This window comes from Methylobacterium sp. 22177, assembly GCF_052045615.1.
Taxonomy (GTDB): domain Bacteria; phylum Pseudomonadota; class Alphaproteobacteria; order Rhizobiales; family Beijerinckiaceae; genus Methylobacterium; species Methylobacterium radiotolerans.
This window is the reverse complement of the sequence record NZ_JBQEPK010000023.1, coordinates 50,766-65,241: the sequence shown is the minus strand read 5'-3', so window position 1 is coordinate 65,241 and position 14,476 is coordinate 50,766. Positions and strand designations below refer to the sequence as shown.

11 protein-coding genes and 1 pseudogene are annotated in these 14,476 nt (G+C 72.3%); 10 read left to right on the top strand and 2 right to left on the bottom strand.

Annotated features, from left to right (window positions below; all coding sequences use genetic code 11):
* Window positions 1-1,338, bottom strand: coding sequence for a sugar MFS transporter (locus ACTJK8_RS20040; RefSeq protein WP_127991270.1), 1,338 nt, complete (start codon window positions 1,336-1,338; stop codon window positions 1-3).
* 160 nt (window positions 1,339-1,498) lie between these two features.
* Between ACTJK8_RS20040 and ACTJK8_RS20035 the strand changes: the two are divergent.
* Together ACTJK8_RS20035 and ACTJK8_RS20030 are read left to right on the top strand one after the other, a co-directional pair.
* Window positions 1,499-2,652, top strand: a pseudogene (locus ACTJK8_RS20035) (aldose epimerase family protein).
* Entirely contained in the window at window positions 2,649-4,448 is a 1,800-nt protein-coding gene (locus ACTJK8_RS20030; RefSeq protein ID WP_012318313.1) for an IlvD/Edd family dehydratase, read from the top strand. The pseudogene ACTJK8_RS20035 and the gene ACTJK8_RS20030 overlap by 4 nt, the downstream one beginning before the upstream one ends.
* Window positions 4,449-4,514: 66 nt before the next feature.
* On the opposite strand, the gene ACTJK8_RS20025 is transcribed toward ACTJK8_RS20030, so the two are convergent.
* Window positions 4,515-5,264, bottom strand: a complete 750-nt coding sequence (locus ACTJK8_RS20025) for a FadR/GntR family transcriptional regulator (RefSeq protein ID WP_244633069.1) — start codon at window positions 5,262-5,264, stop codon at window positions 4,515-4,517.
* A 357-nt stretch (window positions 5,265-5,621) separates the two neighbouring features.
* Between ACTJK8_RS20025 and araD1 the strand changes: the two genes are divergently transcribed.
* The 8 genes from araD1 to ACTJK8_RS19985 all read left to right on the top strand — a co-directional run bounded on the left by araD1 (window position 5,622) and on the right by ACTJK8_RS19985 (window position 14,476).
* On the top strand, window positions 5,622-6,602 hold the full coding sequence (araD1, locus tag ACTJK8_RS20020) for an AraD1 family protein (RefSeq protein ID WP_127991268.1): 981 nt from the start codon (window positions 5,622-5,624) through the stop codon (window positions 6,600-6,602).
* Between the two features lies 1 nt (window position 6,603).
* Window positions 6,604-7,530 (top strand): Gfo/Idh/MocA family protein, encoded by a 927-nt coding sequence (locus ACTJK8_RS20015; RefSeq protein WP_053621415.1) that lies wholly within the window; start codon window positions 6,604-6,606, stop codon window positions 7,528-7,530.
* Between the two features lie 86 nt (window positions 7,531-7,616).
* Window positions 7,617-9,155 (top strand): carbohydrate porin, encoded by a 1,539-nt coding sequence (locus ACTJK8_RS20010; RefSeq protein ID WP_440762409.1) that lies wholly within the window; start codon window positions 7,617-7,619, stop codon window positions 9,153-9,155.
* Window positions 9,156-9,399: 244 nt separating this feature from the next.
* The gene (locus tag ACTJK8_RS20005; RefSeq protein WP_440762408.1) at window positions 9,400-10,908 is read left to right on the top strand and encodes an ATPase domain-containing protein; all 1,509 of its coding nucleotides are present in this window, start codon (window positions 9,400-9,402) and stop codon (window positions 10,906-10,908) included.
* Window positions 10,895-11,935 (top strand): sensor histidine kinase, encoded by a 1,041-nt coding sequence (locus ACTJK8_RS20000; protein ID WP_043073441.1) that lies wholly within the window; start codon window positions 10,895-10,897, stop codon window positions 11,933-11,935. Before ACTJK8_RS20005 ends, ACTJK8_RS20000 begins: the two co-directional genes overlap by 14 nt.
* A 142-nt stretch (window positions 11,936-12,077) precedes the next feature.
* Window positions 12,078-12,440 (top strand): hypothetical protein, encoded by a 363-nt coding sequence (locus ACTJK8_RS19995; protein ID WP_440762407.1) that lies wholly within the window; start codon window positions 12,078-12,080, stop codon window positions 12,438-12,440.
* A gap of 495 nt (window positions 12,441-12,935) precedes the next feature.
* Window positions 12,936-13,508 (top strand): FMN reductase, encoded by a 573-nt coding sequence (gene msuE / locus ACTJK8_RS19990; RefSeq protein ID WP_024830604.1) that lies wholly within the window; start codon window positions 12,936-12,938, stop codon window positions 13,506-13,508.
* 8 nt (window positions 13,509-13,516) lie between these two features.
* Entirely contained in the window at window positions 13,517-14,476 is a 960-nt protein-coding gene (locus ACTJK8_RS19985) for an aliphatic sulfonate ABC transporter substrate-binding protein (RefSeq protein ID WP_012318323.1), read from the top strand.

Sequence of the window (14,476 nt, the reverse complement as noted above, 5' to 3'; positions counted from 1 at the left end):
TCAGGCGCCCGCCGGGCGCGGCGCCGCGGCGCCGGTGCGGCTGCCCCAGAGCGCGTAGAACAGGACGTAGAGCTCGCAGGCGGCGGTGATCAGGAAGGAGCGCTGCAGCCCGAACCGGTCCGCCGCCCAGCCCTGCACCACCACCAGCGACCCGCCCGCGATCGCCATGATCAGCAGTCCGGCCCCCTCCTCGGTGAGGGGGCCGAGGCCGCGGATGCCCAGGGTGAAGATCGTCGGGAACATGATCGCGTGGAACAGGCCGACCGAGATCAGCGCCCACAGGGCGAGGTGGCCGGTCGCGAAGGTCGCCACCAGCATCACCGCGCAGGCGCCGATCGCCGCGCCGGCCAGGACGGTCTCGGCCGGGCGCCGCTGCATCAGGTAGCTGCCGACGAAGCGGCCGACCATCATGCCGCCCCAGAGCAGGAACAGGTAGCGCGAGGCCTGGGCGTGGGTCAGGGCGCCGATCTCGGGCTGCGACACGAAGTTGATGAACAGGTTCGACACCCCGATCTCGGCGATCAGATAGATGAAGATCGCCGGCACGCCGAGCACGAGGTTGCGGTGGCGCCAGAGCGACAGCCCGGCGCGCTCGGCCTTGGCGGCCCGGGCCGCGGCGCCGCCGGCACCGCCGGACCCGCCTATGGCGGGCAGGGGGAAGCGGGCGATGACCACGGCGAGGACGACGAGGATCACCGCCACGATCAGGTAGGGCAGCTGCACCGACTGCGCGTCGGCCAGGCGCTCGGCCGGGGTCAGGCTGGCCCCGGCGGCGGCGTTGCCCGAGGCGGAGCGGCCGAGGATCAGGTAGCCGCCGAACAGCGGCGCCAGGGTCGTCCCGAGGGAGTTGAACGCCTGCACGAGGTTGAGCCGCGCCGGGGCGCTCTCGGCCGGGCCGACCACCGCCACGTAGGGGTTCGCGGCGACCTGCAGCAGGGTGATGCCGCTGGCGATCACGAACAGGGCCGTGAGCGTGATCGCGTAGGAGACTCGGTGGGCGGCCAGGATCATGCCGAGCGTGCCCAGCGCCATGATGCCCAGCCCCGCCACCAGGGCGCGCTGGTAGCCGACCCGCTCGATCAGCTTGGCCGCCGGGATCGAGGCGACGAAGTAGGCGATGAACCAGACGGACTCGATCAGCGTGGTCTGCGTGTAATCGAGGTCGAACACGCTGCGCAGGTGCGGCAGCAGCGTGTTGTTGATGACCGTGATGAAGCCCCACATGAAGAACAGGCTCGCCAGCAGCGACAGGGCCGGGCGGTAGCCGCCCCGGTCGCGCGCGGCCTCCGCCCCCGTCCGGGGCGCCGCGGTCCCAGCGGTCGCGATCGGTCCTGCCATCGGGCGTTGTCCTCTGCCTTCCGGGCCGCCTTGTCGGGGTCCCGTGTTGTCCCTTTTATTTGTCTGAGTATATAGCGGGTTCGCGGACGTCAACCGCGAGCCCCGCCGCGGGCCGGCGCAGGACCGGCGCGGCGGGCGGAGTCACGAGGGGGAGAACGCGATGCGTGGAGTGGGATCCCTGGCGCTGTGCGCCTGTGCGGCCCTGCCGGGCCTGACGCCGGCATCGGCCCGGGCGGCCGAGCCGACCCGGACGGTGTTCGGCACGCTGCCGGACGGCCGGACGGTCGAGGAGGTGACGCTGACGAACGGCAAGGGCCTCACGGCGCGGATCCTGTCCTGGGGGGCGCTCCTGCGGAGCCTCGACGTGCCGNCAAGGCCGCGGACGTGGTGCTCGGCTACAACGACCTCGCCTCCTACCTGACCAGGGGCAGCTATTTCGGCGCGAGCGTCGGGCGCTACGCCAACCGCATCCGCGCCGGGCGCTTCACCCTCGACGGCCAAGCCTACACCCTGGCCACCAACGACGGCCCGAACGCCCTGCACGGCGGCGCGGCCGGCTTCGACAAGCGGCTCTGGACGATCACCGCGGTCAAGGGCGGCGCGGCCCCCTCGGTCACCCTGCGCTACGTCAGTCCGGACGGCGAGGAGGGCTATCCCGGCACGCTGACGGCGACCGCCACCTACGCGCTGGACGACACGAACACGCTCACGGTCACCTACGAGGCGACCACCGACAAGCCGACGATCGTCAACCTGACCAACCACAGCTTCTTCAACCTCGCGGGCGAGGGCTCGGGCCGCTCGATCCTCGACCAGACCCTGACGATCCCGGCGGAGCGCTTCACGCCGGTCGACGCCACCCTGATCCCGACCGGGGAGATCCTGCCGGTGGCCGGCACGCCCTTCGACTTCCGCGAGCCCGCGGTGATCGGCGCGCGGATCCGCGACGGGCGGGACGTGCAGATCGTGCGCGGGCGCGGCTACGACCACAACTGGGTCGTGACCGACGCGCCCACGGCCGAGCCGCACCCCGTGGCGCGGGTCGAGGATCCGGAGTCGGGCCGCGTCCTCGACGTGGCGAGCAACCAGCCCGGCCTCCAGTTCTACGCCGGCAACTTCCTCAACGCGACCGCGGTCGGTAAATCCGGCCTCGCCTACCGCCAGTCGGACGCCCTGGCGCTGGAGCCGGAGCTGTTCCCCGACACGCCGAACCGGCCGGCCTTCGGCTCGGCGCGGCTCGATCCCGGCAAGACCTACCGGAACGTCATCACCTACCGCTTCTCGACCAGCCCCGCCCACCGGACCCAGAAATGACCGACCGACCGACTGCACGGCCCCTGCGCTCGCGCGCGTGGTTCGACAACCCCGACAATATCGACATGACGGCGCTCTACCTGGAGCGCTACCTGAACTTCGGCCTCAGCCTGGAGGAGCTGCGCTCGGGCAAGCCGATCATCGGCATCGCCCAGACCGGCTCGGACCTGTCCCCGTGCAATCGCCACCACCTCGTCCTCGCGGAGCGGATCCGCGAGGGGATCCGCGAGGCGGGCGGGATCGTCCTCGAATTCCCCGTCCACCCGATCCAGGAGACCGGCAAGCGGCCGACCGCGGGCCTCGACCGCAACCTCGCCTATCTGGGCCTCGTGGAGCTGCTCTACGGCTACCCCCTCGACGGGGTCGTGCTGACCACGGGCTGCGACAAGACCACCCCGGCCTGCCTGATGGCGGCCGCCACCGTGAACATCCCGGCCATCGCCCTGTCGGTGGGGCCGATGCTCAACGGCTGGTTCAAGGGCCAGCGCACGGGCTCGGGCACGATCGTCTGGAAGGCCCGCGAGATGCTGGCGGCCGGCGAGATCGACCACGACGGCTTCATCAAGCTGGTGACCTCGTCGGCGCCCTCGACCGGCTTCTGCAACACGATGGGCACCGCCACCACGATGAACACGCTCGCCGAGGCGCTCGGCATGATGCTGCCCGGCTCGGCGGCGATCCCGGCGCCCTACCGCGACCGGCAGGAGGCCGCCTACCTGACCGGCAAGCGCATCGTCGCCATGGTGGCCGAGGACCTGAAGCCCTCCGACATCCTGACCCGCGACGCCTTCCTCAACGCCATCGCGGTCAATTCCGCGATCGGCGGCTCGACCAACGCGCCGATCCACCTCGCGGCGATCGCCCGGCACATGGGAGTCGAGCTCGACATCGCGGACTGGCAGACCCACGGGCTCGACGTGCCGCTCCTCGTCAACCTGCAGCCGGCGGGCGCCTATCTCGGCGAGGATTACTACCGCGCCGGCAGCTTGCCCGCGGTCGTGGCGCAGCTCATGCGCCGCGGCCTGATCCGCGAGGGCGCGCTGACGGTGAACGGGCGCACCCTCGGCGACAATTGCCGGGGCGCCGCGATCGAGGACGAGGACGTGATCCGGCCGATCGACCGGCCGCTCAAGGAGGCGGCGGGCTTCCTGGTCCTGCGCGGCAACCTGTTCGACGCCGCGGTCATGAAGACCAGCGTCATCGGCGCGGAGTTCCGCAGCCGCTACCTGTCGAACCCGGAGGATCCGGACGCCTTCGAGGGTCCCGTCGTGGTGTTCGACGGGCCGGAGGATTACCACGCCCGGATCGACGACCCGAGCCTCGGCATCACCGAGGAGACCCTCCTGGTCATGCGCGGGGCCGGGCCCGTGGGCTACCCGGGGGCCGCCGAGGTGGTGAACATGCGCCCGCCCGCGCAGCTGATCCGGGCCGGCGTGCACGCGCTGCCCTGCCTCGGCGACGGGCGCCAGTCCGGCACCTCCGGGTCGCCGTCGATCCTCAACGCCTCGCCCGAGGCGGCGGCCGGCGGCGGCCTCGCGCTCCTGCGCACCGGCGACCGGGTGCGGATCGACCTGCGCCGCGGCACCGCCGACATGCTGGTCGACGCCGACGAGATCGCGCGCCGGCGCGAGGCCCTGGAGGCGGCGGGCGGCTACGCCTATCCGGCGTCGCAGACGCCTTGGCAGGCGATGCAGCGCGCCGCGGTGGGGCAGATGCACACCGGGGCCATCCTGGAGGGCGCCGAGGCGTTCCAGCGCATCGCGCAGACGCGGGGCGTGCCGCGCGACAACCACTGAGGCCGCTGAGGCCCCTGAGGCCACTCGGCCGCTGTCCGGGCCGGCGGCACCCCGCCGCCGGCACCGTCAGGGCCGCATCGCCAGCTCGGTGTCGGCGAGGGCGAGGCGGACCAGCTCGGTCATGGTCGCGCGGGCGGCGTCCGGGTCGCCCGCCACGATCGCGTCGTAGAGGGCGCGGTGATCCGGCATCGGGTCCCGGGGCAGGCCCTGGCGGCGGTGCTTGAAGATCGTCGTCCACGTGACCGCGGCGGCGATGGAGCTCGACAGGGCCATCAGCGCCCCGTTGCGGGCCGCTTCCAGGATCGTGTTGTGGAAGGCCTGGTCGGCGGCCCGCCCGGCCTCGGTGGCGAGGCCGTGGCGACCCATCTCCTCCAGGGCGTGGCCCATCCGGGCGATGTCGAGGCCCGAGCGCCGCTCGGCCGCGAGCGCGGCCGCGGCCGGCTCGACGATCATCCGCAGCTCGAACAGGTCGCGGATGAAGGACTCGCTCGGCTCCGACTCGAAGGCCCAGGCGAGGATGTCGGGATCGAGCAGGTTCCAGCGGCTGCGCTGGCTGACGCGGGTGCCGGTGCGCGGGCGGCTCTCGACGAGCCCCTTGGCGCTCAGGATGCGGATCGCCTCGCGATAGGCGGTGCGCGAGACGTTCAATTTCTCAGAGAATTCGATCTCCCCGGGCAGCACGTCCCCGGGCGCGTAGCGGCCGCCCAGGATCGCCACACCGAGATCGCGGGCGACCGAGCCGTGGATGCGGCGCGTCCCCGTGGCGAGGGGCAGCGTGATGTTCTCCGGGCCGCGCTCCTGCCTCACCTCGTCCACCTCCGGTCCGGGCCACCGGATCGGGGCAGGAACGGCGCGATCGTATCCTGAAGTTGTAGGAGCGGGAAGGGGAGCGCCCGCCGCACCGGGATCGCGGCCGCGCTTGCGGGCGGAGGCGAACTGCTCTAGCTTAATTGTATGAGTAGTTAATCGACCGGACCAGTCACGGTCCGCGCCAGCGTCCGGGTCGGCGCAGGGGTCGCCCCCGCGACGGTGCAGAGCAGGCCGCTCCCGCCGACCTCGAGCGGCCGCGACGGCGCGCGCGCCCCGCAACCCGGCCGCTGACGGGCCGCCGCGCGACCCTCGACGGCCGCGCGTTCGGGACGCCCCGAAGCGGCCGTCCCCGGGAGGATACAGATGGGACGATCACTCCTACAATTCCGCGCCGCCGACGGGCAACGCGGCGTCGCGCTGCTCGCCGACGGCCGGGCGCGGCGGGTGCTCGGCGTCGACAGCGTGCTCGCCCTGGCGCGGAGGGCCCTCGCGGCGGGGGACGATCTGGCCGCGACGGCGGAGCGCGCGGGGCTCGGCGGGCCCGTCGATCTCGACGCGGTCCGGCTCCTGCCGCCCGTCGACCACGCCGATCCCGCGCACCTCCTGCTGAGCGGCACCGGCCTGACGCATCTCGGCTCCGCGGAGGGCCGCGACGCGATGCACCGCGCGGCGGCCGCCGACCCGGCCCCGACCGACTCGATGCGGATGTTCCGGATGGGCATCGAGGGCGGCAAGCCGGCGCCGGGCGAGGCCGGCGTGCAGCCCGAATGGTTCTACAAGGGCGACGGCTCCGGCCTCGTCGCCTCCGGGGAGCCGCTGGTCTCGCCCGCCTTCGCGCGCGACGGCGGCGAGGAGCCGGAGATCGCCGGGATCTACCTGATCGACGCCGACGGAGCCCCGGTGCGCCTCGGCTTCGCCCTGGCGAACGAGTTCTCGGACCACGTGACCGAGCGCGGCAACTACCTGTGGCTCGCCCATTCCAAGCTCCGCCCGGCCGCCCTCGGCCCGGAGCTGTGGCTCGGCGCCCTGCCGCCGGACGTGCGCGGCACCAGCCGCATCCTGCGCGACGGCGCCGTGCTCTGGGAGAAGCCGTTCCGCTCCGGGGAGGCCAACATGTCCCACAGCATCGCCAACCTGGAGCAACACCACTTCAAGTACGGGCCGTTCCGGCGGCCCGGCGACGTGCACGTCCACTTCTTCGGGACCGCGACCCTGTCGTTCAGCGACGGCGTCGCGACCCGGCCGGGCGACGTCTTCGAGATCGCGGCGGCGCCGTTCACGCTGCCCCTGCGCAACCCGCTGGCGATCGCGCCGGCGGGCGCACCGTCCGTGCGGGTGCTCTGAGATGGCGTCCCCGATCCGCATCGGCCTCGTGGGCGTCGGCAAGATCGCCCGCGACCAGCACCTGCCGGTCCTCGCCGCCTCGCCGGACTACGCGCTCGTGGCGGTGGCGAGCCCGCACGGCGGCCTCGACGGGGTGCCGAGCTACGCCACGCTGGAGGCGATGCTGGCGGCGCACGGCGACCTCGACGCCGTCGCCCTGTGCCAGCCGCCGCAGGCGCGGTTCGCGGCGGCCCTGGCGGGGATCGCGGCGGGCCGCCACGTCTTCCTCGAGAAGCCCCCCGGCGCGACGCTGGCCGAGGTCGGGCTCCTGGTCGCGGCCGCGCGGGACCGGGGCGTGAGCCTGTTCGCGAGCTGGCACTCCCGCTACGCGCCGGGGGTGGAGCCCGCCCGCCGCTGGCTGTCGGGCCGCAGGATCCGGTCGGTGGCGATCGCCTGGCTGGAGGATGTCCGGCACTGGCACCCGGGCCAGGACTGGATCTGGGACGCGGGCGGGATGGGCGTGTTCGATCCGGGGATCAACGCCCTGTCGATCGCCACCCACATCCTGCCGCCGTTCTTCCTCACCGGCGCGACCCTGTCGGTGCCGGCGAACCGGCAGGCGCCGATCGCCGCCGACCTGCACTTCGCGGACGCCGCCGGCACCCCGATCCGCGCCCGGTTCGACTGGCGCCAGACCGGGCCGCAGACCTGGGACATCCGCGTCGAGACCGACGACGGCCCCCTGGTCCTGTCGCGGGGCGGGGCCGCCCTGTCGATCGCCGGCCGCGACCGGCCGCTCCCGCCCGAGGCGGAGTACCGCGGCCTCTACGACCGCTTCGCCGCCCTGGTCCGCTCCGGCGCCAGCGACGTCGACCTGAATCCGCTGATCCACGCCGCCGACGCCTTCATGCGCGGCGAGCGCCGCACGGTGGAGGCCTTCACGGACTGACCGGACACGGACTGCCCGGGAGGGCCCCTGCGGGACACGAACGCGACAGAGCCAGGCAAGGCCGCGCGGTTAAGGGGGAGTCACACATGGGAAAGCATAGGGGACAGCATCGGCGATGGGCCGCGCTCGCGTTCTGCGCCGCGGCGGTCACGGCGGGCGCGGGCCCGGCGGTCGCGCAGGTCGAGGCGACCGCCCCGGACGGGGGACCGTCCCTGGTGAAGCCGGGGCCGGAGGCGAGCCCGGCGCAGAAGGCGAGATATCGGGCGAACCGCGCCCGGCGGCGGGTCATCCGGGAGGCGCGGAGCTTCTCGGGCGCCAGCAGCGCCGCGGCCAGCCTCGACGTGCAGGGCAGCAGCGCGACGCCGCCCAGCCTGCCGCCGGGCACCCTCGATCTCGGCAACGGGATCAGCATGATCCTGAACTACACGGGCGAGTTCGCCGCCAACCCGTCCGGCGGGATCCGGCAGGGATCGGCCTACGCGGGCCAGATCGCGTTCGGCCTCGACGCCGATCTCGGCCGCCTCGCCGGCATCGACGGCGGCTCGGTGCACACGATCGTCACCCAGCGCCACGGCCGGAGCCTGGCGCAGGACGATATCGGCTTCAACGGCAGCGTGCAGGAGATCTACGGCGGCGGCCAGACCGCCCACCTGACGCTGCTGTCCTACGAGCAGAAGCTGCTCGACAACCGCCTCGACATCGAGGTCGGCCGCCTGCTCGCCAACCCCAACTTCCTGGCCTCGCCGCTCTACTGCAACTTCCAGAACAACGCGACCTGCGGCGCGCCCAAGTCCATCTTCAAGCTGACGAACTTCACCTACTGGCCGATCGCCACCTGGGGCGGCCACGCCAAGGCCTGGGTCACCGACACGGTGTTCCTGCACGCCGGCATCTACGAGGTGAACCCGCGCGACCAACTGCCGACCCGGAACGGCGTCGACTGGTCGACCAGCGGCGCCACCGGATACCTGGTGCCGGTGGAGGTCGGCTACTCGACCAATTTCGGCAACGACCCGCTGCCGCGCAACTACAGCCTCGGCGCCGTGTTCGACCGGTCGGACTACGCGGATCCCGTGCGCGACCGGCGGGGCGGCGCGCAGGTCTTCAGCGGCCTCGACCCGCTGACCCGGTTCGGGCGGTCGGCGGTCTACGCCCGCTTCGACCAGATGGTCTGGCGGCCGGATCCGAACGGCGTCCAGGGCCTGTCGGTGTTCGGCGTCGCGATCGGCGGGACCGGCGGACGGCAGACCCAGGATTACTTCCTGGAGGGCGGCGCCGTGCTGACCGGCACCTTCCCGGGCCGGCCCTACGACACCCTCGGCCTCGTCTTCGCCATGGAGAAGCTCTCGCCCCTGGGTACGGCCAACATCCGGGCGGCGCGCGCGTCGCTGGGACTCGGCACCCGGACCGTCGAGTCCCTGCAGACCATCCTGGAGCTGAGCTACGGCATCCAGCTCACCCCGGCGGTGCGGCTGATGCCGAACCTGCAATACGTGATCGACCCGGACCAGACCCGCTTCCCGTTCCGCCCGAAGCCGATCCCGGACGCCTTCGTGATCGGCGCGAAGCTGTCGGTGGACCTGTTCACCCTGGCCGGCCTCGCGAAGGGCCCGGGCAGCCAGTGACGCCCCGACACCCCGGCGCCCGCTCCCTGCGGGCGCCGGGCACGCGGACCCGGCCGGGGGAGGGGCCGTCCCGCGACCGCGCGGCCCGGGCACACCGGTTCGCGCGCCCGTCGGGCAGGCGCGCCGTACCGGCCGCGCGGCGGCGTTTCGCGCTGCGCGCGCCTTCGTGTACGAGACCGGGCTCCGCGTTCCGTCGCGCGGTCGACGGGCCGCCCGCCCGTGGGACGACGGCAGAGACCTCGACATGGCAGTGACCGATCACGACGCGGCACCGGTCTACACCGGGGTGACCGGCCTCGACCACATCCTGGCCGGCGGCTACGCGTCCCAGCGCTCGCACCTCATCGAGGGGCGGCCCGGCTCCGGCAAGACGACGCTGGCGATGCAGTTCCTGCTCGACGGCGTGAGGCGGGGCGAGCGCTGCCTGTACATCACGCTCTCGGAGAGCCGGCGCGAGCTCCTGAACGTCGCGGAGCGCCACGGCTGGTCCCTCGACGGCATCGAGATCTGCGAGCTCGTCGCGCCGGAACTCAGCCTCGATCCCGGGCAGCAGCAGAGCCTGGTCCACTCGTCGGACCTGGAACTCGGCGAGACCGTCCGCATGGCGATCGCCGAGATCGAGCGGCTCAAGCCGCAGCGCGTGGTGTTCGACAGCCTGTCGGAGATTCGGCTGCTCTCGCAGGGATCGCTGCGCTACCGCAGGCAGGTCCACGCCCTGCGCAGCTTCCTGCTCATCCAGAACACCACGGCGCTGCTCCTCGACGATCTCACCGCCGAGACGGACGACCTGAATCTGCACAGCCTCAGCCATGCCGTGATCCGGCTGGAGCAGCTCGCGCCCCTGTACGGCGGCGAGCGCCGGCGCCTGCGCGTGATCAAGATGCGCGGCACGCCGTTCCGGGGCGGGTTCCACGACTACGTCATCCGGCGCGGCGGGCTCACGGTGTTCCCGCGCCTCGTCGCGGCCGAGCATCTCGGCACCTCCTCCGACGACCAGTGCGGCACCGGCAGCCCCGAACTGGACAAGCTGCTCGGCGGCGGCCTCGACCGGGGCACCAGCACGATGCTGATCGGCCCGTCCGGCGTCGGCAAGTCCACGGTGGCGCTCACCTGCGTCACCGCGGCGATCGCCCGCGGCGAGCGGGCGCTGATCCTCAGCTTCGACGAGACCACCGGCGTCCTCACGCGCAGGGCCCGCGGCCTCGCCATGCCGATCGACGACGCGATCGCCGCCGGATCCCTCATCGTCGAGCAGATCGACCCGGCGGAGGTCTCCCCCGGCGAACTCGCCGACATCGTGCAGAACGCGGTCGAGCACCGGGACGTGACGAGTGTCGTGATCGACTCCCTGACCGGCTATCACAACGCCATGCCGGAGGAGAATTACCTGCTCCTGCAGATGCACGAGCTGCTGACCTACCTGAACCAGCAGGGCGTCATCACGCTCCTCGTCCTGGCCCAGCACGGGATGATCGGGGCGATGGGCACGAACGTGGATCTCACCTACCTCAGCGACACGATCCTGCTGTTCCGCACCTTCGAGGCCGAGGGGCGGCTGCGGCGCGCGATCTCGGTCGTGAAGAAGCGCACCGGCAGCCACGAGGACGCGATCCGCGAATTGCGGATCGACTCCGACGGGATCCGCGTTGGCGAACCGCTGAGTGCGTTCCGAGGTGTCATGACCGGCGTTCCGACATTCGAAGGTGAGCGGTCGTCCCTCCTGCCCATCCGCGCGGCTGATGACCGAGGCTGAACCGCCGGCTCTCATCTTCACGCCCGGTGGCCGCGACGCCGTCGTCGCCGCGACCATCCTCGGCGAAGCGCGGATCGCGGCACAGGTGTGCGGCAGCCTCGCGGACGTGGTCTGCCGGCTCGACACGGCCGCCTGCGCGATCCTCACCGAGGAGGCGCTGCTGTCCTCGAACCGCCAGGCCCTGGCTGACTGGATCGCCGCTCAGCCGCCCTGGTCCGACTTCCCGTTCATCCTCCTGCGGCTGCGGGGCGCCGAGCCCAACGCGCAGCTGACCGACATGCTGGGCAACGTGAGCGTGCTGGAACGTCCGTTCCATCCGGCGACGCTGGTCATGGCGGCCCGCTCCGCCCATCGCGCCAAGCGCCGGCAGCTCGAGGCGCGGGCCTATCTCGAGGAGCGCGAGCGCACGACCGAGCGGCAGGCGCTCCTGATCCGCGAGCTGCATCACCGGGTGAAGAACACGCTGGCGACCGTGCAGGCGCTGCTCGGGGCCTCGGCCCGCTCCGCCACCAGCGTCGACGCGTTCTACGCGTCGTTCTCGGCGCGGGTGATCTCGCTGGCCAAGACCCACAATCTCCTGACCGAGGATTACTGGCAGCAGGCGCCCCTGCGCGACATGCTGATGAACGAGCTCGGCCCCTACAACGACGTCGAGGGCTCCCGCATCCAGCTCGACGGCCCCGCGATCGACCTGATGGGCGACCTCGCGGTCCCGACCGGCATGGCCATCCACGAGCTGACGACCAACGCGGCCAAGCACGGCGCGCTGTCCGTTCCGGAGGGCAGGATCGCGATCCGCTGGGATATCGAGCAGACGCCCGCCGCCCGCCTGCTCCACCTGGACTGGACCGAGCGGGGCGGTCCGGCCACGGCGGCGCCGACGCGGAAGGGCTTCGGCTCGACGCTGCTGCAGCGGGTCCTGAAGGTCCAGTGCCAGGCGGAGATCGCCTTCGATTTCCAGCCGGCCGGGCTGCACTTCACCATGCGGGCGCCGCTGCCCGAGACGCGCGTCGTCCCGGCCTACTGAGGCCGTCCGGGTTCCGGACCCGGCGCCGCGCCGGTCGCGGGGCGTGCGCTTTCACACAGAAGTGTCTTGCGTTCCGCGGCCCTGATCGAACTTATCGCAGGTGCGAGATTTGGGATGTCGCAGCACAGCGATACGTCTTGCGATGAATAGATTTGCTCCTCTCGTGGCGGCCGCACTGGCCTGGGCCGTGTTCGGTACCTGGGCCGAAGCCCGCCGCTCGTCCTTGCAGAAGGACATGCCGGCGCTCCGTCCGGGGATCGAGGCCGATCTGGCCGCGAGACACTGTCCGGCCGTCCGGATCGACACGGAGCGCTTCCGTCAGTTCTCGCGCGAGAACCATCTGAATCACGCGGACTTCTTCACGAAGAAGCGCTCGGTCGCCCTGCAGCACGACCTCGACGCGGAGCTGGCGCAGTTCCGCGCGCGTCCCGAGGAGGCCTGCGCGCGGATGTGGACCAAGTACGGCGACGACGGCACCGTGCAGCATCTCCTCGCCCGCAAGTAGGCACGCGCCCGCCGATAAGGGCTATCGCCGGTGCGCCGCCGATGTTGGTCGCGGCGACGGTGGCGGCGACCGTGGCGACGGCGACGCTGACGCCCGCCCGGATGACACCGCGGAAGGGTCGCCGGCCGCGCCGGCATCCGGCGCCGTTCCGGCGAGCGCGCTCGGCGATTCGGTTCCAAGCCGGCCCGCGTTTCGAGAAGACACTTCTCCCCTCAGGCACATCGGGAGACGGAACCTCCGATTTCTGCGCGCCTGAGCCGCGAGGACGCAAGATCTCTCCGCCGCCCTGCGCGGCTGGCGAGATGAAGTTCCATATTCCACGCCCGTTTTCGAGGAGAACGTTTTTCCTTTACCGGGGAATTGGGAACGCCGTTTCATTGACGGCGGATGTCGCGGCCATCAATTCTAGCGGCCTGTTCGGATGTCCGGCCGCGCAACCTCCGCTCTTCGGAGTCGGGGCGGTCCGTCATCCCGTCTCACAGCAAGGCATCCGGAATGACACGACCGAGACTCGTCGGGCTGAGCGCCAACGTGCAGCGGCCCTCCAAGACCCGCACGCTGGTGGATGCCGTGCTCCGCGAGGCCAGCGCCCAGGCTCCCCTCGACGCGCAGATCCTCGACTTCGTCGATGCCGGGACCGGCCTCGGTGCCGCCTGGACCCGCGACCAGCTCGCGCCGGCCGCGCGCAGCGTGCTCGCGGCCATCGAGGAGGCGGACGGGCTCGTCGTCGGCTCGCCGGTCTACAAGGGCGCCTATACCGGCCTGTTCAAGCACCTGTTCGACCTGGTCGATCCGGGTGCGCTCGCGGGAAAGCCGGTGGCGATCGTGGCCACGGGCGGCGGCGCGCGCCACGCCCTCGTGGTCGAGCACGCCTTCCGGCCGCTCTTCGGCTTCTTCGGGGCGCTCCAGATCCCGACCGCGGTCTACGCCTCCGATCCCGATTTCAGCGACGGCGTGCTGACCGAGACCGGCGTGCGCGCCCGCGCCCGCGAGGCCGGCGGGCAGCTCGCCGCACTGCTCGTGCACCGGGCCGCGGCGGCTCGGCCGGCCCTCGCCGCCGCCGAGTGAGGCGCCCGATGCTCGACCGTCGCGCCCTGCTGGCCGCCCTCGCGGCCCTGCCCCTCGCGCCGGCGCTCGCCCCGGGCGCCCGGGCGGCCGAGCCCGGCGTGCTGCGGATCGGCTACCAGAAGAACGGCATCCTGGTCGTCGCCAAGCAGCAGAAGATCATCGAGAAGCGTCTGGAGCCTCTCGGATACGCGGTGCGCTGGGTCGAGTTCTCCTTCGGACCGCCGCTGCTGGAGGCCCTGTCGCTGGACGGGATCGATCTCGGCCAGACCGGCGATGCCCCGCCGATCTTCGCCCAGGCCGCGCGCTCCAACCTCGTCTACGCGGCCGCCCAGGAGGCCGGCGGCTCCGGCGCCGGCATCCTGCTGCCGAAGGGCTCCGAGATCCGCAGCCTCGCCGAGCTCAGGGGCAGGCGCGTCGCCTTCGCCAAGGCATCGAGCTCCCACAACCTGACCATCGCGGCCCTGGAGAAGGCCGGCCTGAGCTACGCCGACATCGAGCCGGTGACGCTGGCGCCCGCCGACGCCGCGGCCGCCTTCGCCCGCGGCAGCATCGACGCCTGGACGATCTGGGACCCGTACTTCGCCATCGCCGAGCAGGGGGAGGGCGTGCGCGTGCTGGTGCGGGCCACCGACGTCACCCCGCAGAACAACTTCTTCCTGGCGAGCCGGCCCTTCGCGGAGAGCCGGGCCCCGGTCCTCACCGCGGTGATCGACGCCCTGGGCGAGGTGGCGGCCTGGTGCACGCAGAATCGCGGCGCGGTGGCGGAACTCCTGTCGCAGGGCACGGGCGTGCCGCTGGCCGCGACCCGGCGGGCGGTGGATCGGACCGACTACGTGATCGGTCCCATGACCGACCGCGTCGCCGCCGAGCAGCAGCGGATCGCCGACCGCTTCCACGCGCTGAGACTGATCCCCAAGCCGATCCGCATCGCCGACGCGGTCTGGACGCCCCCCGCCCGCAACGGCTGA